The 24,719-nt window shown below is 43.5% G+C and carries 22 protein-coding genes; 14 read left to right on the forward strand and 8 right to left on the reverse strand.

Annotated elements, in window-relative coordinates; all coding sequences use genetic code 11:
• Positions 1-45 precede the first annotated feature (45 nt).
• A complete protein-coding gene (locus MAE_RS23290) occupies positions 46-693 on the forward strand; it encodes an ABC transporter ATP-binding protein (protein WP_002780686.1) in 648 nt (215 codons plus the stop codon).
• An 85-nt stretch (positions 694-778) separates the two neighbouring features.
• Positions 779-1,456 carry a 16S rRNA (guanine(527)-N(7))-methyltransferase RsmG gene (gene rsmG / locus MAE_RS23295; RefSeq protein ID WP_012267707.1) on the forward strand — a complete coding sequence of 226 codons (678 nt, stop codon included), beginning with the start codon at positions 779-781 and terminating at the stop codon, positions 1,454-1,456.
• A gap of 2 nt (positions 1,457-1,458) precedes the next feature.
• On the opposite strand, the gene cax is transcribed toward rsmG, so the two are convergent.
• From cax to MAE_RS23310, 3 genes are all read right to left on the reverse strand, one after another.
• Positions 1,459-2,547, reverse strand: a complete 1,089-nt coding sequence (gene cax, locus MAE_RS23300; RefSeq protein WP_012267708.1) for a calcium/proton exchanger — start codon at positions 2,545-2,547, stop codon at positions 1,459-1,461.
• Positions 2,548-2,573: 26 nt separating this feature from the next.
• Complete coding sequence (locus MAE_RS23305) at positions 2,574-3,197, reverse strand: YdcF family protein (RefSeq protein ID WP_012267709.1); 624 nt, start codon at positions 3,195-3,197, stop codon at positions 2,574-2,576.
• 157 nt (positions 3,198-3,354) lie between these two features.
• Positions 3,355-4,839 (reverse strand): site-2 protease family protein, encoded by a 1,485-nt coding sequence (locus MAE_RS23310; protein WP_080507050.1) that lies wholly within the window; start codon positions 4,837-4,839, stop codon positions 3,355-3,357.
• 104 nt (positions 4,840-4,943) lie between these two features.
• On the opposite strand from MAE_RS23310, the gene MAE_RS23315 reads away from it, so the two are divergent.
• Together MAE_RS23315 and thiL are read left to right on the forward strand one after the other, a co-directional pair.
• A complete protein-coding gene (locus tag MAE_RS23315; RefSeq protein WP_012267711.1) occupies positions 4,944-5,615 on the forward strand; it encodes a hypothetical protein in 672 nt (223 codons plus the stop codon).
• Between the two features lie 259 nt (positions 5,616-5,874).
• Positions 5,875-6,843, forward strand: a complete 969-nt coding sequence (gene thiL, locus MAE_RS23320) for a thiamine-phosphate kinase (RefSeq protein ID WP_012267712.1) — start codon at positions 5,875-5,877, stop codon at positions 6,841-6,843.
• Positions 6,844-6,846: 3 nt separating this feature from the next.
• Here thiL and ffh read toward each other — a convergent pair whose 3' ends face one another.
• Entirely contained in the window at positions 6,847-8,283 is a 1,437-nt protein-coding gene (gene ffh / locus MAE_RS23325; protein ID WP_012267713.1) for a signal recognition particle protein, read from the reverse strand.
• Positions 8,284-8,453: 170 nt separating this feature from the next.
• On the reverse strand, positions 8,454-8,870 hold the full coding sequence (locus MAE_RS23330) for a hypothetical protein (protein WP_012267714.1): 417 nt from the start codon (positions 8,868-8,870) through the stop codon (positions 8,454-8,456).
• A gap of 84 nt (positions 8,871-8,954) precedes the next feature.
• On the opposite strand from MAE_RS23330, the gene hslO reads away from it, so the two are divergent.
• The 5 genes from hslO (at position 8,955) to MAE_RS23355 (ending at position 17,550) form a co-directional block, all read left to right on the forward strand.
• A complete protein-coding gene (gene hslO, locus MAE_RS23335) occupies positions 8,955-9,869 on the forward strand; it encodes an Hsp33 family molecular chaperone HslO (RefSeq protein WP_002796148.1) in 915 nt (304 codons plus the stop codon).
• Between the two features lie 63 nt (positions 9,870-9,932).
• Positions 9,933-11,888: a hypothetical protein gene (locus MAE_RS23340; protein WP_012267715.1), complete on the forward strand. Its 1,956-nt coding sequence runs from the start codon at positions 9,933-9,935 to the stop codon at positions 11,886-11,888.
• Positions 11,889-12,559: 671 nt separating this feature from the next.
• A complete protein-coding gene (locus tag MAE_RS23345) occupies positions 12,560-13,771 on the forward strand; it encodes a pentapeptide repeat-containing protein (RefSeq protein WP_012267717.1) in 1,212 nt (403 codons plus the stop codon).
• Positions 13,772-13,950: 179 nt separating this feature from the next.
• Entirely contained in the window at positions 13,951-15,609 is a 1,659-nt protein-coding gene (locus MAE_RS23350; protein ID WP_012267718.1) for a Ppx/GppA phosphatase family protein, read from the forward strand.
• Positions 15,610-15,900: 291 nt separating this feature from the next.
• Positions 15,901-17,550, forward strand: coding sequence for an alpha/beta hydrolase (locus MAE_RS23355; RefSeq protein ID WP_002796153.1), 1,650 nt, complete (start codon positions 15,901-15,903; stop codon positions 17,548-17,550).
• A gap of 96 nt (positions 17,551-17,646) precedes the next feature.
• Here MAE_RS23355 and MAE_RS23360 read toward each other — a convergent pair whose 3' ends face one another.
• On the reverse strand, positions 17,647-17,937 hold the full coding sequence (locus MAE_RS23360) for a DUF3082 domain-containing protein (protein ID WP_002786666.1): 291 nt from the start codon (positions 17,935-17,937) through the stop codon (positions 17,647-17,649).
• A gap of 65 nt (positions 17,938-18,002) precedes the next feature.
• On the reverse strand, positions 18,003-18,509 hold the full coding sequence (locus MAE_RS23365; RefSeq protein ID WP_012267721.1) for a hypothetical protein: 507 nt from the start codon (positions 18,507-18,509) through the stop codon (positions 18,003-18,005).
• A gap of 1,148 nt (positions 18,510-19,657) precedes the next feature.
• Between MAE_RS23365 and MAE_RS23375 the strand changes: the two genes are divergently transcribed.
• Together MAE_RS23375 and MAE_RS23380 are read left to right on the forward strand one after the other, a co-directional pair.
• Complete coding sequence (locus MAE_RS23375; protein ID WP_012267723.1) at positions 19,658-20,701, forward strand: DNA cytosine methyltransferase; 1,044 nt, start codon at positions 19,658-19,660, stop codon at positions 20,699-20,701.
• A 395-nt stretch (positions 20,702-21,096) separates the two neighbouring features.
• Positions 21,097-21,432 carry a hypothetical protein gene (locus tag MAE_RS23380; RefSeq protein WP_002796156.1) on the forward strand — a complete coding sequence of 112 codons (336 nt, stop codon included), beginning with the start codon at positions 21,097-21,099 and terminating at the stop codon, positions 21,430-21,432.
• Positions 21,433-21,604: 172 nt separating this feature from the next.
• Here the strand turns inward: MAE_RS23380 and MAE_RS30875 are convergent, their stop codons facing one another.
• Positions 21,605-22,453, reverse strand: coding sequence for an IS630-like element ISMae21 family transposase (locus MAE_RS30875; RefSeq protein ID WP_012264307.1), 849 nt, complete (start codon positions 22,451-22,453; stop codon positions 21,605-21,607).
• A 102-nt stretch (positions 22,454-22,555) separates the two neighbouring features.
• On the opposite strand from MAE_RS30875, the gene MAE_RS23390 reads away from it, so the two are divergent.
• The 3 genes from MAE_RS23390 (at position 22,556) to MAE_RS23400 (ending at position 24,661) form a co-directional block, all read left to right on the forward strand.
• A complete protein-coding gene (locus MAE_RS23390) occupies positions 22,556-23,029 on the forward strand; it encodes a tRNA (cytidine(34)-2'-O)-methyltransferase (protein ID WP_012267724.1) in 474 nt (157 codons plus the stop codon).
• A 248-nt stretch (positions 23,030-23,277) separates the two neighbouring features.
• Positions 23,278-23,865: a hypothetical protein gene (locus tag MAE_RS23395; protein WP_012267725.1), complete on the forward strand. Its 588-nt coding sequence runs from the start codon at positions 23,278-23,280 to the stop codon at positions 23,863-23,865.
• A gap of 199 nt (positions 23,866-24,064) precedes the next feature.
• Positions 24,065-24,661, forward strand: coding sequence for a ParA family protein (locus MAE_RS23400; protein ID WP_002740297.1), 597 nt, complete (start codon positions 24,065-24,067; stop codon positions 24,659-24,661).
• Positions 24,662-24,719: the final 58 nt, after the last annotated feature.

The following is a 24,719-nucleotide window of genomic DNA, read 5'->3' on the forward strand; positions in this document are numbered from 1 at the left end:
ATAGAAACGGGTTTCTAGACTTAATTTCCAGTTATTTTCCTGTCAATGCTTTATCTCAAAGATGTGGTTTATCATCCTCCCGCTGCTCTCAATCCCATTTTACAGGGGATTAATCTCGAATTAGCCCCCCAAGAATTAGGTCTGATTGTCGGCCCCAGTGGTTCTGGAAAAACGACTCTTTTGGAAATTTTAGCAGGCTTTGCCGATAAAACAGGAGGGACGATTCACTGGCGCGACCAAGAATTAACGGTGCTGCACCTGCAACAATTAGGAGGAATCGTTTTTCAGTTTCCTGAACGTCATTTTTGCGGTAAAACCATCCTTGAGGAGTTGCGTCTCGGTCATCCGGAGATTAAAAGCGATCGCCTAACAGCGGCCTTAAAGGAGGTAGGATTAGAAAATATTCCTCTGGATACTTCTCCCCACAATCTTAGTGGAGGTCAACAGCGTCGTTTATCTCTCGCTGTCCAGTTAATCCGGCAGCCTAATCTGTTACTTCTCGATGAACCTACGGCCGGTTTAGATTGGTCGATGCGTCGTCAATTGGCTAAACTTCTCGCTAGTCTCAAACAACACTGGACTTTATTAGTAGTTAGTCACGATGCCGGAGAATTATTGCCTATTGCTGACCGTCACTGGAAAATTGAACAAGGACATTTGAGGGAATTAAAAAGTGAAAAAACGGATAGTTGAGGTTTTGGGGTATTAGTTGAAATTTCCCCACTCCCCTCATACCTGATAACTGATAACTGATAACTGATAACTGATAACTGAATTAATGATCCTTCCTGAATTATTTGACCTTTGGCAAGAAACCCTAGAATGGCAACCCGATGGGGCCCAACAAGCGCGATTTCAACAACTTTATGACTTGATTTTAGAGGGTAATCAACGTTTTAATCTCACTCGAATTACCCAACCGGAGGAGTTTTGGGAAAAACATCTTTGGGATTCTTTATCGGGTTTAGCTTGGTTACAAAAATCCCAGCCAGATTTATTGACAAAATCCCTATCAGTCATCGATTTGGGGACCGGGGCCGGATTTCCGGGAGTGCCAATTGCGATCGCATATCCCCATTGGTCGGTGACTCTCTTAGATTCCACCCAAAAAAAGATTAATTTTCTTGAAGAAGTTATTGACAAATTAGAGTTAAATAACACGAAAACTCGTTTAGGTCGGGCGGAAATCGTCGGGAAAAACCTTAAACATAACTGTGCTTACGATATCGTCTGTTTGCGAGCGGTAGGTAATGTGGATATCTGTGTTAACTATGCTTTGCCTTTCCTGAAAAAGACCGGAATCGCTATTCTCTATCGTGGTCAGTGGTCCGCGCAGGATAGTTTAAGTTTAGAGGAGAATCTAGGGAAAGCTGGCGGTAAAATCCTCGAAATTGCCAGTTTTACCACTCCCTTAAGCGAAAGCGTCCGTCATTGTCTATATATCTCCAAGAAATAACTTTAAGCGGTGAGAGGATGGAAAAAGAAAGCCAAGGCCAGGATAGCATAGGTAGCTAAGAGTAACATTCCTTCTAACCAATTCGATCGCCCATCACTACTAATCGAATTAGCCAACCACACCGCTACAGCCACTGCCACCAACTCAAAGGGATTAAAATTTAGATCCATGGGCTGACCGATAATATAACCCATGATAACCAAAACCGGAGCCACAAACAGGGCGATCTGCATACTGGAACCGACGGCCACAGATACCGATAGATCCATTTTATTCTTAAGAGCGACGGTGACGGCCGTAGCGTGTTCGGCCGCATTACCGATAATAGGCAAAAGAATCACCCCGGTAAACAGTGCCGTTAAACCTAGCTGTTCCGTAGCCTCCTCTAGGGATGCCACCAATAACTCCGATTCTACGGCCACAGCGATGGTAACGATCAATAAAATCAAAGACCAAAACCAGATTTTCGGTTTTGCGGTGCTTTCTCTGGCGCTTTCCTCCTCGATACCGGCAACCCCGACATCGTAGAGATAGGTGTGGGTTTTCATGGAAAATAAGAGACTTAAACCATAGACGAAAATTAACACCGCTGCCACGGCCACGGATAGACGTTGCAGGACTGCTTCCCCGACTCCCGTGGAGGTAAATTGCACGGCAGTGGGTAAAAGGAGCGCCACCACCGCTAAATTCATGGCCGAGGCATTTAAACGGGCAGTTATTGGTTGAAATTCCTGTTCTTTGAAGCGTAAACCGCCTAAAAACATCGATAATCCCATAACTAAGAGTAAATTACCGATAATTGAGCCAGTAATCGTCGCTTTTACCACATCGATGAAACCTTCCCGCAAAGCGACATAGGCAAGAATTAATTCTGTGGCATTGCCAAAGGTGGCATTCATCAAACCGCCAATATTTGGCCCGACCACCACCGCAATCGCTTCGGTGGCTTCCCCCATGTAGGCCGCTAGGGGGATAATGGCTAGACAAGCGGTGATAAAAACAACTGTTCCGCTCCAGTGTAGCAGGGAACCGGCGATCGATATAGGCACAAAAATTAATAGGATGGCGAAAATGGTGTTTTTGCTTAACATAAAGTGAGTATTTTGTCAAGATAATTTTATTTTGATCGGAGATGGGGACTAGAATCGGATTCTAGCCAAAATTCCCCGGTAGAACCGGTTATTATCCATAATATTGCCCTAAAACCGTCTCTGAGGGACTTTTCTAGGGGTTCGGGGGGTGATTGGGAGGGAACAGTCACCGGTTTAATCATAATTCCGCGACTACCAAAAACAATTTCTCCCACTAATCGCGCCCTTCTCATGTGATTATCGGAAGTGACTAGATAGACACTATCAATACCTTGGGCTTTCAGTTGATCGGCTAGGCTAGTAAAGTTAGTGACAGTATCTCGCGCATTGTAATCGAGATGGAGACGTTCTGGGGGAATTCCCGCTTTTTTAAAAATCTTTCTCACATATCGTCGCGGACTACCGGAAGACACCCAAATCGGTAGATCGGGATATTCCTTAGCCAATTTTGCCGCAAAACGTTCTCGATCGGCATGACCTCCCAAAACAAAAATCGCTTCCGGTTTTAGCCACTGCTGACGTAAATCGTGGTATAACCAGCCTAAAATCGCCAAAATTAGCGGAATAGCCAGCAATTTTAACCTAGATTTGCCTAACTTCGCTTTCAGAGAAACTCGCTTTTTTCTGCGAGAATTAGCCTTGAGAACCATATATCAGTGATCGGTGATCAGTTGTCAGCCTTCAGCTTTGTGGATTAAAGTGATCGAGGGTGAGGGTCATCGAACTCACATTGACGTAGGAGATAGGGATTTTATCCCCTAACTGACCGATAATTTTCCCGGAACTCAGGTGGATTGATGCGGTCGCTTACATCCCCCACCAACGGGCCACCGCTTCGGGAAGGGGTAGCAAAATACTTAATAACAAAGCCAGGGAAAATAAACCTAATAAATCTCGTTTATTATCCAATTCGGTGACATCATTTAAAGCAGGTTGATCGCTGACTGGCATTAATAAGAGAATAATCGCCCAGAGTAAAAAATCTGGTTGCACTAGGGCTAAAATAAACATGAATAATCGAGTTAATTGACCGATAATTATGGCGGTTTTCTGCCCATACATGGCGTGAACAATATGACCACCATCCAATTGACCCACGGGCATTAAATTTAGGGCTGTAACGATAATTCCTACATAACCAGCTACCGCTAAAGGATGTAAATGGATCGCTTTTCCGGCGATTAAATTACTGCCGAGGGCTAGTTTAGCTAGGATAGACAAGAGAAAAGAAAACTGCGGATTTAACGCCTGAAAATTTAATAAACTGCTTTGATTAGTTAGGGGAACTATTTCCGAGAGGTACAACCCCCAAAACAGTAGAGGAATAGCGATAATTATACCCCCCAAAGGACCGGCCACCGCCACATCAAATAAAGCTTTGCGGGTGGGTACAGGCGATCGCATTTGAATAAAAGCCCCGAAGGTGCCTAGGAAGAAAGGAATGGGGATAAAATAGGGCAAGGTAGTTTTAATTTTATATTTAACTGCTGTAAAATAATGACTGAATTCGTGCAGTCCTAAAATAGCAATTAAGCCTAAACTGTAGGGTAAACCTTGCAATAATAAACTAGAATTATTTTCTAATTGTTGGGTGGTAATGCCACTTAATCCCGCACCGACCACTGTGGTGGTTAAGATAGTTAATAACAATAAACCCAGGGCAAGAAAGGGGCGAGTAACTTTTTCAGTTTCTATAGTTTCTGTTTTTTGCTGCCAGGGATTAGCCACAAGAGCGAAAAAAGGTTGTCCCTGAAAACTTTCTTGGAAAAGCAATAAAAAGCGATCACCAAAAACCTTTTCCACATTGTTTTTAATCACTTGATAAGCTTCTTCGGGAACTGCTCGCAATTTGCCCCGACAGAGAATTGCCTGGGGACGATAATCGATATTTTGCAGATAATAAATTCCCCAAGGAAAACAATCTCGTAGGGATTTTTCCTCTTCAGCAGTGATCGGTTTTAAATCACTTTTAGGTGCAGGATTATCAATATTTTCTAGGACTAAATTCGCTGTTTCCGCTGGTGATGGGGGGCTTTCTTGGGGAGTAACCCGACCCATTTGTACTAGCCACCAATACAAAAAAGGGCAGATCACAAAAGGACCGATCAGCAAAAATGCCGGCATGGGGGTATCCTCTCCATAGATTAACGTCCAGCCGGTCCAAATAAGAGCCGGAGTCATCAGGACTAACCAAATTAACCAAATTGGTGTTGTCGTGATTTTGGCCACGCTACGCTTGACGATAAAATAGGTGAAACCGCCCAGAATCCCTAATAACAACCACATTTCCATATCGGCTCTTTTCTCTTGAGTAAAAGGCGGCTAATTTCAGCCAGCCCGGTCATCGATCGTGCTAAATTGTAAACCGCATTGATTGTGATTTGGATAGGCAAACCATGCGATCGGAAACCGAATCGTCTCCTTTAGAGGTTAGCAAAACCACAAAACCCCCTCGATTAATTCTAGAAGGTTTATACGCTTTCTCGCCTAATCGGGAAACCCTAGGGGGAACCTCTTATCTTATTGTAGAAAATACTGGTAATATTCTGGTGGATTGTCCTAGTTGTGACGAGAGCGAGCGAGATTTTCTCCTAGAAAAAGGAGTCCGTTACCTATTTTTTACCCATCGCGGGGGTCAGGGGAAACAGAGCGATTCTCTGCAAAGTTTACTTGATTGTGAGATTATTCTACAGGAACAGGAAGCTTATCTGCTTCCTCACCGTCAAATTACCGTTTTTCAGCAGCAAATCCAGTTATCTCCTACTTGTAGCGGTTTTTGGACTCCCGGCCATTCTCCCGGCTCCTCCTGTCTCTACTGGCACCATCACGGGGGGGTTTTATTTACCGGTCGTCATCTTCTCCCCGACACCAAGGGTCAACCGCGACCCCTACAGACCGCGAAAACTTTCCACTGGCCGCGGCAATTGCGATCGCAAAAGTCCATTTTAGACCGTTTTAGCCCGGAAACCCTCTCCTATCTTTGTCCGGGAGCTAATACCGGCTTTCTGCGCGGTCGGGGAATTATCGATCGCGCCTACGAAAAAATCAGCGCCAATTCTCTTAACTAGGGTATGCTGAATAAATCTAAAAACCTTGTTGGGTAAGACTTTTAGACTTTTTGTCAATCAAAAAGTACCAGGTATGGGAGTGATCAGGGGGAAAATTCAGGTACTTTTTCCCTGAAAATTAGGTAATTGGCCACCTCAAAACCGGTAAAACCCCACACCCCACACCCCACACCCCACACCCTGCCCCCACCGAAAAACTTTTTCAGCAGACCCTAACTAAAGACTTTTTAGAAGCTGCATCGTTCAATTCCCAGAAATTATGAATTTAACCGTTAAAGATTTGGGTGAACAGGGATTGCTACCGATTCTGCAAAAATATTGTCCTGCGGAGATTATCGGTGATGATGGGGCGATTTTATGCCTCAAGGATGGTTATTCTCTCGTCGTCACCACTGATGTTTTAGTTAATAACGTCCACTTTAGCGATATTACCACCTCTCCGGAAGATGTGGGCTGGCGAGCGGCGGCGGCTAATTTATCCGATTTAGCGGCTATGGGGGCAGAACCCCTGGGAATTACGGTAGGATTGGCTTTAACTCCCGATCTAGCCATCGATTGGCTAGAAGGACTCTATCGGGGTCTTAGCTCTTGTCTGCAAGTATATCAGACGGCGATCGTTGGTGGCGATGTCTGTCGGGCCACGGAGATTAACATCAGCATCACTGCCCTGGGACAAGTGGCAAAAAATGAAGAAATTAGACGTTTTAACGCAAAAGTTGGCGATAGTATCGTTATTACTGGTTATCACGGTTTATCGCGGGCCGGATTAGAGTTACTCTTTCACCCTGAAACCGGGAGGAATTTAAATTCCGCCCAAAAAAAGCGATTAATCCAAGCTCATCAACGGCCGCGACCGAGACTCGATTGCATACCACATTTACAAAAAATTGTCAAGCAATTTCCCATCGCCGGCATGGATAGCAGTGACGGGTTAGCAGATGCCATCATGCAAATTTGTCGCTGTAGTGGGGTTGGTGCTGAAATCGAGAGGATTCCCCTGCATCCAACCCTGAAAGAATATGTAGGAGCCGAAAAAGCTCTAGAATGGGCTTTATACGGCGGTGAAGACTTTGAATTAGTTTTGTGTTTGCCCCCGGACAGTGCCAGAGAATTGCTGGAGAAAGTGGGGGAAGAGGGGGCGATAATCGGTCAAATCGTCCCGGGGAAAGAGATAAAATTAGCCGATGGTAGAAACCTCAGTTTAAGCTCTGGATTTCAACATTTTTAGCCTCTATAAATCGCCAAAACCTTTCTTTTTCTTGATTTTCTTCGGTTTTTTCGGGCTGCCACCCTGACCGCGGAACCCCGGTTGATTGCCACCCCCAAACATTCCGCCACCCATCCCGGGCATCCCCGGCATAGCGGGCATTTGTCCCCGTCCCATCTGTTGCATCATCGATCGCATTCTGGTGAAATTAGTAATTAGTTTGGTAACTTCCGTTTCCGGATGTCCCGAACCTTTGGCAATGCGACGACGACGATTAGGAGACTTAGCCAATAAATCGGGGTTAGCGCGTTCCTCCGTGGTCATGGAATTAATCATCGCTTCCGTGCGTTTTAACTCTTTTTCGCCCTTTTCGATGTCTGTCCCGCTCAGTTTGCCTAGACCGGGGATTAACTTGAGGACTCCCCCCAGGGAACCCATATTTTTTAACAGCCGCATCTGTTTGAGGAAGTCATTAAAATCAAACTTAGCCTCTAAAATCTTGGCCTGCATTTTAGCCGCGTCTTCTAGGTCTAACTGTTCCTGAGCTTTTTCCACTAGCGTCAGGACATCACCCATATTGAGGATGCGACTGGCAAGGCGATCGGGATAAAATGGCTCTAAAGCTTCTACTTTTTCGCCAACCCCAACAAATTTAATCGGTTGTCCCGATATTTGCCGCACTGATAAGGCCGCACCACCGCGAGTATCGCCATCAAGTTTGGTGAGAATTGCCCCCGTGATGCCGATTTGTTGGTGAAAAGTGTTGGTAAGACTGGCCGCTTCCTGACCAGTCATCGCATCCACCACTAATAAAGTGTCGTCGGGCTTGACAATTTTCTTGATTTGTGCTAGTTCGCCCATCATCTGGGTATCTATCTGCAAACGACCAGCGGTGTCGATGATAACGGTATCTACGCCCAATTCTTTGGCTTTTTCCACACCTTGACGGGCGATATCGACAGGATTAGCCTGAGAACCCATCTCGAAGACGGGAACATTTATCTGTTTACCGAGGGTGATTAATTGGTCAATGGCCGCCGGACGGTAAACATCGGTGGCCACCATCAGACAGCTTTTGGACTGTTTGCGGAGATATAGGGCTAATTTGGCGGTGGCGGTGGTTTTTCCTGTCCCTTGCAACCCGGCCATTAAAATTACGGTGGGGGGTTTATCGGCCTGGGCTAGGGGAACGTTGCTTTCCCCCATAATTTTAACTAATTCATCATAGACAATTTTGATAAATTGCTGACCGGGATTGACTCCGGAAATCACTTCAGCGCCGAGGGCTTGTTTCTCGACCTCAGCAATAAATCCCTTGACTACCTGTAGGTTAACATCTGCTTCCAGTAAAGCCCGCCGGACTTCTTTTAGGGTATCTTGTATGTTGGCCGAGGAGATTTTATCTTGACCTCGTAACTTTTTCCATGCGTCTTCTAAGCGATCGGCCAGTGCGTCGAACATAGTTTCGGAATTAAATTTTTAACTAGATCGATTTTATCTCAAATGTCGGGGGAAGACCCCCGTTCTTACCCTGTCATTAGTCTCGGACTTGCATGGTGCGGCCAATCTCCCGGTGTGGGAGAGTGAGCAGCGGGGAGAGACAATCGATAATTGGGTTTTTAAAGTGCGATTTACTTACCAGCCACTTCTAAATCCTTCAATTCTAACTTTTGATTGCTCAAAAATAGTCGTAATTTTAATAAACTGAGAGTTTGACCGAGATTGAGGGGAAGGAGGGAAATGCCTTCTAACCGCGATTGTAACCAACCATCGCCCCAATACCATTCGTGATAGCCATCGATACCTTGACTCAAAAGCAAGCGTAAACACTGGTCATTGGCCAATAAAACCTGATGTTGTACGGGAATTAAACCTAACCAAGAGGTAAAAGTCAAGCCTTCCTCTAATTTATCGGGTAGATTGGGCGAGAGCATTTGCGGCCACAGCCATTGACGGAGATGAGCAGTTTTGAGCAAACTATCCCGGATAGCCTGTTCACTGGCCGAGATTTCGATACGCAGCTGACTTTGTTGAAAATTGCCGAACATATTGTTGTCTGATAATTTTTGTTAAGTTAGTTAAAGAATAACTAAAAATCGGGACAGCGTTTTCCAAGGATAACAGTAAGTAGTATGGCAGATAAATTAATCCGCGCCACGGCCGCCGATGGCGGAATTAGAGTAGTAGGAGTGATTACCACTCGTTTAACCGAAGAAGCCCGCCAAAGACATAAATTATCTAACGTAGCCACCGCCGCTCTCGGTCGCACGATGGCATCGGCTTTACTCTTGGCTTCCAGTTTAAAAAAACCCGGTTCTAGGGTCAATATTCGCATTAAAGGCGATGGTCCCCTAGGCGGTGTTTTAGTTGATGCGGGACTCGATGGCACGGTGCGGGGTTATGTGGACTATCCCCAGGTGGAATTACTCCCCAATGCTCAGGGTAAATTAGATGTGGGTCGCGCCGTGGGTGACAAGGGTTATGTGCGAGTCTTACGGGAAGAAAAAGGCGAGGGGAGAAATGAACTTCAAGAAAGCATCGTCGAGATAGTTTCTGGGGAAGTGGGGGAAGATATCGCCTACTACCTGGACCAATCGGAACAAATTCCCTCCGCTTTGCAAGTGGGGGTTTTTGTCGGTACGACCACAGGAGTGACGGCAGCCGGGGGAATTTTATTACAAGTTCTCTCTAAAGAAGCGTCCCGGGATGAGGTCTTGGTGGCTCGTTTAGAGTCGAGATTGCGAAAATTAACGGGATTTACGCCCCTTTTACGGGCAGGAAAAGGACTAGAAGATATTTTTCAGGAACTTCTCGGAGATATGGGTCTAGAAATTTTTCCGGCTGTGCAGATGCTGCGTTTTGATTGTGATTGTTCTTTTGAACGGGCCCTAGGAGCTTTAAAATTCCTCGGTGTCGATGAATTAAAAGACATCATCGAAAAGGATAAACAAGCGGAAGCCATCTGTGAGTTTTGTCGGGAAGTGTATAATGCCAACGAGAGACAATTAATCGAATTAGTCGAGTCCCTACAAGCTGAATCTTGCTGAGAAGTTGGGCAATGAGCGCCATTAGGGTAAAATCTATCTAAAATATCTGCCGGGGAGTAGTGAATGTCTAAAGGAAAAGAATTAACCGAAAATCTAGTCAAACGAGAATCGATTGACTCCCTGACTCGTTGGCCAGAAAAAACTAAGTCTTTTCTTTTTCTCTTTTGGTACCGATACCAGCATCGTTTCACTTGGAAAGTTTGGGCGGCTTTATTTGTGGTGGTCTTTGGCGGTGTTGGCTTTCTCGCCACTTGGCAGTTATTAAATATGCAGAAGTCGCCCAATTGCCCCAAAATCTTCTGGCCCATCGCTTCTGCCTCCCTGCGTCTCTACTGCGCTCAACTTTCCGCCGATAGTCGCACCGTGCCAGGTTTACTCGAAGCAATTGCCCTAGTGGAAGCTTTACCCGAAGACCATCCCTTGCGATCGCAAGTTAATCAACAGGTGGAAGAATGGGCGCGAGATATCCTGAATTTGGCGGAAAAAGACTATCAAGCGGGAAATTTAGAGGAAGCGGTCGCTAAAGCTCGTCAAATCCCCAATAATATGGCAGTAGCTGCAATTATTGAAGAAAGAATCGCTAAGTGGCAGGGAACTTGGACGGAAGGCAACGATATCCTAAGCAAACTAGAGGAAAATCTCCGCGCTTCCAACTGGAATCAATCTTTCCGTCTGGCAGTAGAATTATTGAACTTAAATAACGAATATTGGGCAACGGTTAAATATAATGAAGCGATCGCTAAAATTACCGTTGCCCGGGAAGATAGCAGTAAATTAGATAATGCCTTTAATCTCTTTAACCGGGGCGGTCTCGACAATTGGTTGAAAGTCATCGAAGAAGCTAGAAAAATTCCAGCCAGCAGTTATGCCTATCAGGAGGCACAAAAATTAATCGGGAAAACCGAGGATAAACTAAAAGAATACGCCGAAAGATTAATTGAGCGGCAGCAATGGCAAGCTCTCCGGGATTTGGCTAACGAAAGCCCTGAAGACCTCAAAATTAAAGAAGATATCACCGATTGGTCTGTCTTGTCCACAGCGGCCTTAGATGCGGAAGCCGGCACGGTGGAGGGATTGGAAGCTGGCATACTGGGACTAGAACAAATCGACGCTTCTCGACCTCTCCATCAAACGGCCCTAGCTATGAGGGAGCGCTGGCAGTTACAGGTACAGGATCTAAGAATACTGTCCGAGGCTAGAGATTTAGCACAAGCAGGTACGATCGAGCAGTATAGCACCGCTATCGCGAAAGCGGGCGAGGTTCCCCGTAATAACCCCCTCTGGTCGCAAGCACAGCAGGAAATTGCCTCTTGGAATCGTCAAATACAAGTGATTGAAGACCGGCCGATTTTAGAACGGGCGCAGGAAATCGCTCTCCCCGGCGATATTAATTCCCTCAGTAACGCTATTATTCAGGCGCGGGCAATCGCTAAGAATCGGGCCTTATACCGAGATGCCCAAAGGGAAATTCGCGACTGGCAAGTGCGGATTGAACGCATGGAGGATCAACCCATTTTAGATCAGGCTCAAGCTTTGGCCAATCTCAAAGACTATAGCACAGCGATCGAAACTGCCAATCAAATTCCCCCCGGTCGCACTCTTTCCTCGGAAGCTTCCCAAAATATCCGTCGTTGGCGCCGAGAGTTGCGGGCCCGTCAAAATCTCCAACAGGCTAATCAATTAGCGGCGACGGGAACCGCAGAAGGTTTAACCCAGGCGATTGCTTTAGTTACCAATATTTCCACTAAAACCGATGCGGGTGTGCAACGGACTGAATTGCTGGAACGTTGGAGTTATCAGCTTTTGTCTTTAGCCACGGACCAAGCTAATAATGGTCGTTATCTGGAAGCTATTCGCCTTGCTGAATCCGTATCCCCGGAAAGTACCGCTTACAGTTCGGCTCGCTCCCAAATGCAAGGCTGGCGCAATATTCTCCAACCTCCGGCCCCACCGCCAATAGTTGAATCGACTCCCCTTTCCCCAGAGTCCCCGATAGAAGCACCGAGTCCGGGTCAATAATCAGTTTTAGGGGCTGTTTTTGCCGTGGATTGCCCCTAAAAAAGTCCCTCATCCCCGGGGGTCTGTTAAGTTAAATCTGTATCCCACTAAATCCGGTTATTACAGACTGATTATCTATTCCTACTCTTGCCCCTTGCCTATCCTGATGATATTTAGCCTATACTCAACGGATTTAGTATAAAAACCGATTTAGTATAAATTGCCAAAAAATAACCACAGCCAATTTTAAAAAGATAATAGGTGTTATGAATTAAGTTAATCAATCAAGCAAAAAACAGATCTCCGTAATTTCTATAAACCTCCTGCATAATTAATTTTTCATGGTTCAAAAACGGCAAAAATAAGGATTAAATAGCCTAAAATCTGCCAATAGACCATTTAATTGATTATTATTCATTCGGCTCTTCGGTAATTGTTATGCAATGGACGGGGGTTATAAGGGATGGAACCCTTATATAGAAAGGCATTTAGCGATTTTTGTCAATTATTTTTGATCTAGAGCGAACTAATCAATTAAGTCTCTTACCAGATAAGGATTTAGTCGATTTATGACCCCCTATCGAACCATACCAAGTAACGAAGAACCATTCATTCTTAATTCTTCTGACTACTGACTACTGGCTACTGACTCCTAACCCTAAAAACGATTTTTGATTTCTGCAAGAGGTCTTATGAAAGCAAGTGAGGTACTGGATTTATATGCCAAAGGGAAACGCAATTTTAAAGGAGTAAAATTAAAAGGACAGTGTTTTCAAGGAAAGAATTTATCGGGGGCTAATTTTAGTCAAGCAGATCTGCGTGGTACTAATTTTCAAGGAGCTATTTTAGAGGGAACTAAATTTACTGAGGCTAGGGCAGGATTACTAAAGCGCGGTCGGCTACAATTAATTTTAATTTCTTGGTTAATAGCGGCTATCTGCGGCTGTCTGTGGGGATTAGCCGGTTATTATCTAGCTTTAATGCTGGTGACAGATGTAACCGAATTTAAAATCATTGGTGCGGTAATAATCACGATTTTATCTCTAATTTACGGAATATTTTATCGTCAACGAGTTGGGGGATTGCCCTTAGTTTTATCCTTGATTTCTGGCCAAAAAATAAGTTTTATCCTAGCAATTTTTATCAGCTTAATTTTAACTTTATTGATAGTAATTATACTAGCTTTTCAAGGAGCATTAGCAGGGATAGCCGTGATGAATGTAACTTTTTCTATAGCTTTGATTGTTGGGGTTTGTGTTACTTTATTCACCGCTTATCTAGCCTGGTTATCCCTGGAAGAATCGAGAGAAACGATCACTAAATTCATGGCAATTGCTTTTTTAGCCAGTAAAGGTACAAATTTTTGCGGGGCAAATCTGCAAGAAGCTGATTTCACGGGAGCGCAGTTAAAAGCCACTGATTTAAGGGCAAAAGATTTAACTAGAACTCGATTTTATCTGGTATCGGGCATCGAGCGAGCGCGCTGGGAAAAGACAATTCTGGACGAAGTTGCGATGAGAAATCTTCTGGTTACTGGTCAAGGGGAAAATAAAGCTTATATTGGCTATAATTTTCGCGGACTGAATCTTTACGGGTTTAACTTCAAAAATGCCAACCTGACTAGGGCAAATTTCAGCGAGGCAAATTTAGCCTACGCTAATCTAGAAGGGGCAAATTTAGCCCATAGTAACGTGATGAGAGCCAATTTACAGGGAGCCACCTTGACGGGTGCTTGTATCGAAGCTTGGAAAATCGCCGAAAATACCAATTTAGAAGGGGTTGATTGTGATTATATCTATTTAGTCGAGTGCGATCGAGAGCGCCGTCCCAGGGAGGGAGAATTTGGGGAGGGAGAATTCCGGCAATTGGCCCTGGAGCAGCGAAAATTGTATATTGACGAATAAGATAACTGCTATACAAAGCTAAAATTGCGGCGCCGAGGCGGGCAATTAGAGGGATAATAAGACCAACCCCGATCAATCGGGTGTCAGAGGCGGCGGAGTTACATCCCGATGCCAAATAAGGTTATTTGCCCTTTTCCCTAACCCCTATCCCCCGACTGGTAACTGATCACTGATAAGCGATGGTGAATATTTCTAATCAAGTTATACCCAATCGGGGACTAGCGCCCCAGGCAAAAGCCTCCGATGTCCAAATCCTAGCGGCGATCGATATTGGTACGAATTCGGTTCACATGGTAGTAGTGGCAATTGAACCGTCTTTACCTGCTTTTACGATTATTGCCAGAGAAAAGGATACAGTCCGTCTGGGCGATCGAGATAGGAAAACAGGTAAATTAACCCTAGTGGCCATGGAAAGAGCGATCGCCGCTTTAAAACGCTGTCACGATCTGGCTATTAGTCTCCAGGCGGATCAGATTATTGCCGTTGCCACTAGCGCCACCCGGGAAGCGACCAACGGCGACGAATTTTTGGCTTTAATCGAGAAAGAAGTCGGTATTTCTGTAAATCTCATCTCCGGACAGGAGGAAGCGCGCCGGATTTATCTCGGTGTCGTCTCGGGAATGGATTTCCAAAATCAAGCCCATATTATTATCGATATCGGTGGTGGTTCCACAGAATTAATCTTAGCTGATAGTCAAGAAATTCGCTTTCTTAGTAGTACCAAAATCGGCGCGGTGCGTTTGAGCCAAGATTTAATCACTACCGATCCCATTAGTCCCACAGAATTAGCCTATTTAAGAGCATACACCCGCGGAATGTTAGAGCGGGCAGGGTCGGAAATTAAACATCATTTACAGCTGGGAGAAGTGCCGCGTTTAGTGGGAACTTCTGGGACGATCGAAACTTTGATGACTATCCATGCTTTGGAGAAATTGGGGGAAATTCCCAATCCTTTAAATGGCTATCAATTAACCCGCAAAGATGTCAAAGAATTAGTCAAACGTTTCGCCACTTTGGACTATCACCAAAGACTGGCAATTCTGGGGATGTCCGATAAACGGGCCGAGATAATTCTAGCCGGTTCGATCGTGCTTTTGGAAGCGATGACCATGTTAGATGTTGATAAGTTAGTTCTCTGTGAAAGGGCCTTGCGAGAAGGGGTAATCGTCGATTGGATGCTGACGCACGGGTTAATTGATAATCGGTTACTTTATCAGAGTGAAATCCGTCAGCGCAGTGTCTTGAAAATAGCGAAAAAGTATCAAGTTAATTTAGAATCTGCTGAGAGAATAGCGGCATTTTCCCTGTCTTTGTTCGAGCAAACTCAAGCACAATTACATTCTTGGAATCAGGAAGCTAAAGATTTATTATGGGCGGCGGCTATACTGCATAATAGTGGTTTATATGTTAGTCATGCTGCCCATCATAAACATTCCTATTATTTAATTCGTAATGGTGAACTGTTGGGCTATACGGAAATAGAGTTAGAAGTGATCGCTAATATCGCTCGTTATCATCGCAAAAGTAAGCCGAAGAAAAGGCACGATGATTTTATGAAATTAACTGAATACTATCAGTATATGGTCAGACATTTAAGTGCTATACTGCGCTTGGCTGTAGCTTTAGATCGGCGACAAATAGGAGCGATTAAAAAGATTGAATGTAAGTATGATCCTGAATATAGAACCCTACATCTGCATCTTTTTCCCAATAATGCTGAAGATGATTGTGCTTTAGAATTGTGGAGTTTAGACTATAAAAAACCTGTTTTTGAGGAAGAATTTGGGGTGAAAGTAGTGGCAACTTTGGCATTTTTACCCTTAAATCATGACCGGTGATCGGTTAGGTAGCTTGAAATCGGCAAGATGGAAATTTTCGAGACTTGTTGCCTATTAAGTAGTCGTGGAAAATTAATTTCTTGGTTAGGATAGGCACTCATGCACTCATGCAAGAGGTAGTGAGATATGTGTAATTAATTTTGCCTAGGTACTTATTCTAGGTCAAGATTATCGACCGTGGCAAATTGATAATTTTTGTTGATAGTCAAGCAAGAAAACGGTTAAAAACTGAAAGGTTACTGTTATAATCCAGAGGGAATAGGATCGCAGAAAGAAAAGGAGCCGAAAAACTTGTTGCAATTAGCTAAAATTGGTCGCTTGATCGCTCTTGGTTGCTTGGGAACGATACTGACTAGCTTTCCTGTCCTCTCGGCCGAGAGAATCACTTTTATCTTACCGCCCTTTAGTCGTACCCTAGAAATTAGTTCCCTAGAAAAGTTTGTCGAGACTGGCAGAATTGACGCTAATCTAAGACAATATTTAGGTAATACCACACCCGAACAACAAAGAGAATTTCGCCAAGCTTTAACCACAAGTAAAGAAATTAATCCCGTCCTGATCTCGCGCTTTTTTAACACCAGAATGGGGGAAGATATTCTCAATCTTTTAGGGGAACTGATCACCATTCAAGGGGGTATTAATGGTAAATTTGCCCTGCGTTCTGCCCTAGTTAAATCAGCTTTTGAACCGGAAGGGGTAACTATTCTTAGCCTGCTGCGTAATCTGCCCACTAATATGCAGATTGATGTGACAAAAGTGCAAAGATTAGCCCGGGCGATCAATATCGTCCTGAAAGCGACCACAGTATTCACGGAAAAGGTGGCGCAATTATCCTTAGAAGAAGCTAAAAAGGCCAGTGAAATTAATTTTACCGCCATGACCGACCCCCGACAACCGGGACCGCAACAAGTAGAACAAATGCGGCTGGATTTAACCGATAGCCGTCGTCAGAGGGAACTTTATCTGATCATTGTCAAACCCAAGGGGCAATTAACCCAGAAAACCCCCGTTATTGTCTTTTCCCACGGTTTAGCTTCTCGTCCTGAAGATTTTGTCCGACAAGCGGAACACTTGGCTAGTTACGGTTATCTCGTCGCCATGCCCCAACACCCCGGCAGTGATACCCTACAGGTGCAGAATCTGCTCGCCGGTTTATCGCGGATGGTTTTTGATAGCAACGAATTTGTCAATCGTCCATTGGACATATCTTTTGTGATCGATGAATTGCAAAGACGCAACGCAAGGGAATTTCAGGGGCAATTAGATGTAGATAATGTGGGAGTTGGTGGACATTCCTTCGGCGGTTATACAGCCTTAGCCGTGGGTGGAGCGACGATCGATTTCGAGAATTTACAACGGGACTGCCAAAGAAGATTAGCTTTTCTCAATGTCTCCCTCTTGCTCCAGTGTCGTGCTTTGGATTTACCCCGAGAAGAATACAACTTTCGCGATCCGAGAATCAAAGCGATTTTTGCGGTTAATCCGTTTAATTGGAGTATTTTCGGGGCTAAAGGACTAGCTAAGATCGAAATTCCCACTTTTGTAGCGGCAGGAACCTACGATCCCGCTACCCCCGCTATTTTTGAACAGGTGCGCTCTTTTCCCCTGCTCAACACCGAAAATAAATATTTAGCTCTGATTGAAGGTCAAGCTCACGTCGATTTTTCGGTACTAGATGCGGGAATTAACGAAGCGATCGAATCCGTAGCCGATCTTACCCTGCCCGCACCCTATGTGATCGATAGTTACGCCCATTCCCTATCTTTGGCCTTTTTTGAGGTGTATATTCGCAAAAACCCCGGCTATAAACCTTTTTTACAGGCGGCCTATTCCCAATATCTCAGTCAAGGCCAAGAGTTTCGATGTTTTCTGATTACCCGCGCCTCCTCGGCCGCTTTAGAACAACTCATCGAAGATTTTACCGCTCAAAATGTCCGTTAATCAGTTATCAGTTATCAGTTCACTGTTTACTGTTTACTGATCACTGAAAAGCTCCCCACTTTCCCACTTTCCCACTTCCAATTCATAATTCATAATTTATGTTTGTTGAGGGCGTTTAAGCAGTAATTGGATAGCCAAAAGAATTAAACCAATGGTGACAAAAGCAAAAATAAAGGTTCCTAGAGAAGCTAAACCAAAAACTAAAGTGCGGACAGCACTGCCAATTCTCAAGGCGATCGGACTGTGAGCAACCATTGGTTTTGAGTAAAAAGAATGACCGATCGCTGCTGTGAGATAATAGAGAATTGTCCCCAATGCTGCCGAAATTGCCGCACCAACCAAACAGCGAGTAGGAGTAACTTTTTTGGTTTCTAATTCTGTGGTCATTCCTTTTTAGTCCTCAAATATTGCCCAGGTTAAATTTTAATTCTTTTCCCCAGCATTTTACCCGACTAGGACCAAGGATCGAGGACGGAAGGAAAAGAAGTATCGACTTGCGAGGAGGCGATCAGGTCTTGATTCTGGTCTAGTTCCCGTTTTAACTGTTCCCAATCGCCGGGGTCGGTTAACTCCTCATAAACAGGGGCAGCGAAAACGATCGTTTCCTTGTCCGATGACCAGTTTCGGGAAGGAAGGACTGGATTAGTCAAATCAGGCAACTCCTGGTCGAGAATAGTCGGATTTGCGCTCTCAGGGGAAGCTGTGGGCGAATTTAGGCTAATTTCCCGCTTTAGTGACTGTAATTCACGGTTGAGAGCCTGTAATAACTGCTCGATCGCCTCGATTCTCCCGAAAACATCCGAGGGAATCTCAGGATTATTGGCAGCAGAGAGGGAGGGTAAAGTTAATTCATCAGCCATGACGCGCTCGATTTCCTCTAGGGTAGTATAACCCGATTGCACTAACTTTTGGGCAAAGGAAGGCAGCTTGGTCTGAAGTTTCTTGTTTGCTAATGACATGGAATAGAGCCAGTAAAGACTGTACAACCCACTACATCCCTTAGTATTCCCATTTTTTCACCGCAGCTAACAGGTAAGTAGTCGTGCAAAATTAATTTCCTAGTCGAGACTCCGAGACAGGAGACTCCGAGACAGGAGACTCCGAGACAGGAGACAGGAGACTCCGAGACAGGAGACGGGATACAGCTATTAGGGATCGGATTTGAGTTTTCAGTTCACTGTTTCCTCACATCAGAAGTCTGACGGAGTAGTGGCTTAGATCCCACATTCCGCACCCTCAACTGTCACATTGAAAATTTTATCTAAATCGTCAAAACGATTGCCGGCTCTGAATTACAGGCTAATTTGTTTGCCCAGCAGACGCACAATTAGCCCTAAAAATCTGATAGCTCTGATACCAAATTATTGAGATCAACTCTCATTAAGCTGGCGATCGCTGACTAGAGTGTGACACTTCATAATTCTTAGTAATCGCTAAAAGTCTTACTATACAAGGGCTAGAGCAACTTTTGATTTCAACGACTAGGGTGCGGAATGTGGGTTAGATGTGTAATTAATTGTGCTTAGATACTTAGTAGGGACTATAGCTACAATGATTGATTTTGCTCAAGGTGAAGAATTGTAATTTTTTTTCTCAGAAAAAATCAATTATTGAAAATGTTCTCAATAGTAGTTTCTACAATGAAGCTTTTTCGTCAAAACATCTTGGGGAATGTAAAAATATATAAAAGTATATGAAGATGTGGGGAATGTCGGATTTATCGTCGGCTACTTATGGCGTTTCTTATCAAGACGAAGTGTAAACTGATTTGGTATCGACTGCTGACGACCGACTCCCCAAAAGGAAAACTTCCTACCTCATCATTTAGGATAACTGCTATAAAAAGAGCAGAAGAGGTCATGGTTTCTGGGTTGTGCTTGTTAAAGGGATCTTTCTTATACTACACTTGTAACATCAATCTGTTTAGTATTTGGGAGAAAAAAATTACGCGGACAGGGGAGATGGGGAGATAGGGGAGTGGGGAGACCACTTCGTGCGCGTTGCGGGGGGAAGTGGCGAGAAAGATTCGAGCATTTATACTAAAATCTAAGATAGCCGGTTTAATATCGTCTCAGGGATCAAAACTAAAGCTTAGAATAGATAAAATATGTGGACTTTTATTGATTTATTTGCCGGTGTAGGAGGATTTAGAATCGCCCTAGAGAATCTCGGTTGTCAATGCGTTTTTTCCTCGGAAATCGATCCTCACTCCCAAAAGGTTTACTTGGCTAACTATGGTCATTTACCCGATAATCAAGACATCAGAAAATTAGAGGCAAAAACTGTCCCCGATCATGATATACTGTGCGGCGGTTTTCCCTGTCAAGCGTTTAGTATCGCCGGCAGAAAACACGGTTTTGAAGATGCACGCGGAACCTTATTTTTTGAAGTTGCCCGGATACTACACGAAAAGAAACCGAAAGCTTTTATCTTAGAAAATGTCCAGGGTTTAGTCCACCATGATCGAGGTAAAACTTTAAAAACTATTTTAGATATACTAGAAAAGGATTTGCATTATTTTGTCCCTAGTCCCCAGATTTTAAATGCCAGATATTTTGGGGTTCCTCAAAACCGTCCCCGAATTTTTATCGTCGGTTTTCGAGAGGATTTGAATATTTACCATTTTTCCTATCCTCAACCAACCCATCAAGAAACTTGTCTCAAAGATATCCTAGAAGAAAAGGAAGTCAGCGTTAAATATTATCTCTCTAATCAGTATTTAGAAACTTTGTTTAAACACAAAGCTAGACACCAACATAAAGGTAATGGTTTCGGTTATGAGATTATTTCTACCGATGGTATCGCTAATGCTATTGTGGTGGGAGGTATGGGAAAAGAAAGAAATTTAGTTATCGATCAAAGACTGACTAATTTTACTCCCGTTACTCGCATTAAGGGAGAAGTAAATAAATTATTTGTCCGCAGAATGACTCCCAGAGAGTGGGCAAGATTACAGGGATTTCCCGATAGTTTTCAGATTGTTGTCAGCGATGTCCAAGCTTATAAACAGTTCGGTAATTCTGTGGCTATTCCCGTGGTAAAAGCAGTGGCAAAAGAGGTGATTAAAGCTTTAGATTTATCCAGAGATTCTCAAGAAAATATCAGGGTTAAAGACCTACAGGGGAGACAATTAGATCTATTGTCAATCTGAGGAACAATAACAATTTTTTCTAGGGGTTTGGGTATATTAAGAATAGTTATTATTTGATCAATATGATCGCTGTTTATGCTCGACTCTCACTGGATTAACAGTGGACTTGTTACATAAGTGGGTGGGTGGAATTAAATATAAGATGAACGTAGGTTGGGTTGAAGCATGAAACCCAACGCCCGCATGGGTTACGCTACCGCTAACCCATCCTACAAATAATTGTGCCTCCCTACTTAATTAATTTTCGAGAGTTCAAAAATGAGAAAAATAGGCATGAGACAAAAATAAAAAGAGCAAAAGAGGTGATGGTTTCGCCGGTTGTGCTTGTTAAAGGTATCTTTCTTATACTACACTTGTAACACCAATAGGTTTTAGTATTTGGGAGAAAAAAAATTATGCGGACAATCACACGCACCACCACTACCGAGATGGAAGTCACCAGCATTCGTCTGGAAAGAGTCCTCAAAGACAAGCTGAAAGAGATTTCCGGCAATCAAGGTTATCAAGCACTCATTCGCGATGTCTTATGGAATTTCGTTCAGCAAAAATCAGGAGATTATCGACCTCAGTTTTGTGCCACCGATATAAGGGCAGTATTTAACGCTACAGCTAGAAAAAATGAGATTTGCGCTCTTACAGGCAAATTAATCCCCGCTAATGAAACAATGTTGTTAGGTTTGACGATCTATGGCGATCTAGTTCCGTTGAGTATGGATAGTTATCCCAATTAAATTAAAATAAGTTTGACTAGGGTGGGGCAGAATCCAGTATAGTTAGTCCTCACCCAAGGGAGATGGGAAGTGGGAATTATAAATTATAAATTATGAATTATCAATTGAGAGGTGGGGAGTTTTTTGCTGTAAACAGTCAACTGATATAGTTATTTCAAATAAGAACGAGACACTAGGCGACACAATAAGTACGAATAATTTCATCAAGGGGTGTCCCCACAGGAGCATACATTCTTGCCCTCTTTAATGCACTAAAATCATGTTCGATATCATTTAAATCAGGAGAGTATTTTGGCAAAAACACGACCTGATGACCTGCTTCCTCTACCAGTTGTTTAATGACTGTCTTCCGATGAATTGGTGCATTATCCATAATTAATACTGATGTTATGGTTAGAGAGGGCAACAAATATAAAGATAACCACCCTTCAAAACCTTCGGCATTCAGGCTTCTCGTAAATACCATCGGTGCAATAAAGTCTTTTTTTCCCTTTCTTCTACCAGCGACAAGGTTCTCTCTTTTTCCTCGTTTTCCTTGTCTATCTCCAAAGACTTTCTTCCCTTTTTTTGACCAAGCATAAAAACAGGCTTGAAATTCTTCAAACCCTGACTCATCAATAAATACAAGGCTTTCACTTCCATATATTTTAATCAATTCTCTCAGCACTCTGTAGTATTTCATTCTTTCTTCTCGGTTTCTTTCTCTATAACGAAGTTCCTTCTTTTTTCTGGTAACTTTCATGTTTTTTAAGGCATAGCAAATGGCACTTGGTCTCACTCCAAATTTCTCGGCTCTGTCTCTTAATCTTGCCTCGGGATTTTCTTGGACATCTTTTGACAGTGCTTTCCAGTCCAGCTTTCTCTGACGGTGTTTTACCTTTGTTGCTTCCAGTTTTTCCCTACCTAGCCATCTATATATCGTCGCTCTTCCTATATTAAATAGAGCGGCGGCTTTGGTTATGCTTCCCCCATTCTCTACATAATCGATTACTTTTTTTCTCAAGTCTAGGCTATAAGACATTTTTCTGTATGGGTTGCTCGTTTCTCTTGATTTTACCTTATTTTTCCCTCGTCTCACACTTATTTGAAATGACTATAACTGATAACTGATAACTGATAACTGATGACTGAAGCAATTTTACGAGTGGTTTTAATCAATCCGCAAATTCCGCCAAATACGGGGAATATTGCCCGTACCTGCGCCGCAACGAGGACAGAATTGCATTTAGTTGGTCCCTTGGGTTTTGAAATTAGCGATCGCTATCTGAAGCGCGCCGGCTTAGATTATTGGCCTTATGTAAAACTTATGTACCACTTGACAATTAATGACTTCTGTGATTATCAACAAAAGAGCGGCGGAAGGGCGATCGGGTTTACTGTGCGCGGCAGCAGTAGTTATGTGGAATACAGCTATCAAAGCGGAGATTGGCTACTTTTTGGCAGTGAAACCGACGGTATTCCGGCAGATTTATTAAATAAGTGCGATGACACGGTTTATATTCCCATGGCGGAACCGGGGGTGAGAAGTTTAAATCTTTCCGTTAGTGTGGCCATCGGATTATTTGAGGCCAGACGACAATTGGGATTTATTCGTTAGCGGGACATTTGGCTATATAAACAGGGCAAATAAACTGAATTGACCCCAAAAATTACAAAATTGCTTTTATTTAGCTCATTTTTGCCTAAAAATAACTTTTTTTGCTAGTATCAGAAAAAAAATAGCGATCACCGTCAATCTTATCCGTAATAACAGCAAGAAATTATGTGGATTATCCTAGAGCAAATTAATTGTTGCTCCTTGTTAATTACATAATTTATTGAAAATAAAAAGGCAAGATTAGGCTCATGAATATCTTTGACCTTTCTCTCAATTTTTTTCGCAATTTACAGCTTTTTAATCGACAAAAATCCACCTCTGGCTTAACTCAAGTCGAGATGTTAGTTACCATAATTTTATTAGGAATTCTCTTAACCATTGCCCTTTCTGTTTATCAGCGTTTAATGGCTTGGATTCGCTTAAATATCGCCACCTTTGAAATATCACAACAGTGGAAAAATACCCGTTATCAAGCCATGGGAGAAGGTTCTTATCCCCTATCTTTGTGCATGGCAGAAAGTGAAACCGAACAGATTAAAGTGGCAAAAGTGCAAGGGGACGAATGTGAAAATGTCACCGATTGGACTCCCATCACTCGCGGCGTTAGCATCGATACTAATAATTCTACCCTACGCCGAGTTAGTGGACCTGTGGGTAATCAAGGTACAATTTATCGCGCTAGTTGGGCCGATACAAAGGGGGGTTTAGGCGGTTCTTGGGGACAGTTAGGCAGAATTACTTTAATTGCTTCCGGTACACCCGACAAACGCTGTTTATTTTTATTCCGCGTTGATGGTAGTTGGGATATTCGCCAAGATAATAGATGTGTGCGTTAAAGCGGCAAAAGTTATCGTTATCTAAGGGAGGGTATCAGCCCAAAATCACATTAACGAACACATTACACCAAAATATCGAGAGAGCCAGGCTCAAAAATCTAGAATCCTGACTGATAGCCTTTCTGGGGGGAAACTTAAACGGTTTTCAGTCCGTCTGGGATTACACTAGAAAATACTCACTTATTCGATCGAGCCGTTCATGATTATTTCCGTCGTAGCACTGAAGGGAGGGGTCGGGAAAACCACCACATCGATTCATCTGGCCGCCTATTTTCAGGAAAAAGCGCCCACCTTATTGATCGATGCGGATAAAAATCGTTCGGCTCTCCATTGGTCCCGGGAAGACACCCTTCCTTTTATGGTAGCGTCCCAAGCTGGAGCGACGGGACTGGTGAAACAATACACTCATATTATCGTCGATACCCAGGCCCGGCCGGAGCCAGACGAGTTAAAAGATTTAGCTCAGGGCAGCGATTTATTAATTTTACCCACCACTCCCAATCATCTCGATATCGATGTCACCATTAAAGCGGCAGAATTGCTGTCCACGATGACCGATAATTATCGAGTTCTGTTAACCCAAGTGGATTCACGGACAAAAACAGGACGGGAAGCGCGGAAAGCTCTAGAAGAAGCAAAATTACCGCTATTTAAGCGAGAAATTCCCCGTTTAGTCGCTTTTGAACGAGCGGCCGAAAAGGGAGTCATCGTCAAAGATTATCCCGACCCCCGGTCTAATTTCGGTTGGCTTTGTTACCAAGCGGTCGGTAAAGAAATTTTTGCCCTAATGACATAAATTGTTAAAAAAGTTAATATTAATATTTGTGTCATTTTTCCCCAAAAAGATACTTAAT

Source organism: Microcystis aeruginosa NIES-843, assembly GCF_000010625.1.
Lineage (GTDB): Bacteria > Cyanobacteriota > Cyanobacteriia > Cyanobacteriales > Microcystaceae > Microcystis > Microcystis aeruginosa.

Excerpts from the sequence above, each read along its gene's own strand:
- MAE_RS23290 (WP_002780686.1), top strand. The coding sequence starts at position 46 with ATGCTTTATCTCAAAGATGTGGTTTATCATCCTCCCGCTGCTCTCAAT.
- rsmG (WP_012267707.1), top strand. The coding sequence starts at position 779 with ATGATCCTTCCTGAATTATTTGACCTTTGGCAAGAAACCCTAGAATGG.
- cax (WP_012267708.1), bottom strand. The coding sequence starts at position 2,547 with ATGTTAAGCAAAAACACCATTTTCGCCATCCTATTAATTTTTGTGCCT.
- MAE_RS23305 (WP_012267709.1), bottom strand. The coding sequence starts at position 3,197 with ATGGTTCTCAAGGCTAATTCTCGCAGAAAAAAGCGAGTTTCTCTGAAA.
- MAE_RS23310 (WP_080507050.1), bottom strand. The coding sequence starts at position 4,839 with ATGGAAATGTGGTTGTTATTAGGGATTCTGGGCGGTTTCACCTATTTT.
- MAE_RS23315 (WP_012267711.1), top strand. The coding sequence starts at position 4,944 with ATGCGATCGGAAACCGAATCGTCTCCTTTAGAGGTTAGCAAAACCACA.
- thiL (WP_012267712.1), top strand. The coding sequence starts at position 5,875 with ATGAATTTAACCGTTAAAGATTTGGGTGAACAGGGATTGCTACCGATT.
- ffh (WP_012267713.1), bottom strand. The coding sequence starts at position 8,283 with ATGTTCGACGCACTGGCCGATCGCTTAGAAGACGCATGGAAAAAGTTA.
- MAE_RS23330 (WP_012267714.1), bottom strand. The coding sequence starts at position 8,870 with ATGTTCGGCAATTTTCAACAAAGTCAGCTGCGTATCGAAATCTCGGCC.
- hslO (WP_002796148.1), top strand. The coding sequence starts at position 8,955 with ATGGCAGATAAATTAATCCGCGCCACGGCCGCCGATGGCGGAATTAGA.
- MAE_RS23340 (WP_012267715.1), top strand. The coding sequence starts at position 9,933 with ATGTCTAAAGGAAAAGAATTAACCGAAAATCTAGTCAAACGAGAATCG.
- MAE_RS23345 (WP_012267717.1), top strand. The coding sequence starts at position 12,560 with ATGAAAGCAAGTGAGGTACTGGATTTATATGCCAAAGGGAAACGCAAT.
- MAE_RS23350 (WP_012267718.1), top strand. The coding sequence starts at position 13,951 with ATGGTGAATATTTCTAATCAAGTTATACCCAATCGGGGACTAGCGCCC.
- MAE_RS23360 (WP_002786666.1), bottom strand. The coding sequence starts at position 17,937 with ATGACCACAGAATTAGAAACCAAAAAAGTTACTCCTACTCGCTGTTTG.
- MAE_RS23365 (WP_012267721.1), bottom strand. The coding sequence starts at position 18,509 with ATGTCATTAGCAAACAAGAAACTTCAGACCAAGCTGCCTTCCTTTGCC.
- MAE_RS23375 (WP_012267723.1), top strand. The coding sequence starts at position 19,658 with ATGTGGACTTTTATTGATTTATTTGCCGGTGTAGGAGGATTTAGAATC.
- MAE_RS23380 (WP_002796156.1), top strand. The coding sequence starts at position 21,097 with ATGCGGACAATCACACGCACCACCACTACCGAGATGGAAGTCACCAGC.
- MAE_RS30875 (WP_012264307.1), bottom strand. The coding sequence starts at position 22,453 with ATGTCTTATAGCCTAGACTTGAGAAAAAAAGTAATCGATTATGTAGAG.
- MAE_RS23390 (WP_012267724.1), top strand. The coding sequence starts at position 22,556 with ATGACTGAAGCAATTTTACGAGTGGTTTTAATCAATCCGCAAATTCCG.
- MAE_RS23395 (WP_012267725.1), top strand. The coding sequence starts at position 23,278 with ATGAATATCTTTGACCTTTCTCTCAATTTTTTTCGCAATTTACAGCTT.
- MAE_RS23400 (WP_002740297.1), top strand. The coding sequence starts at position 24,065 with ATGATTATTTCCGTCGTAGCACTGAAGGGAGGGGTCGGGAAAACCACC.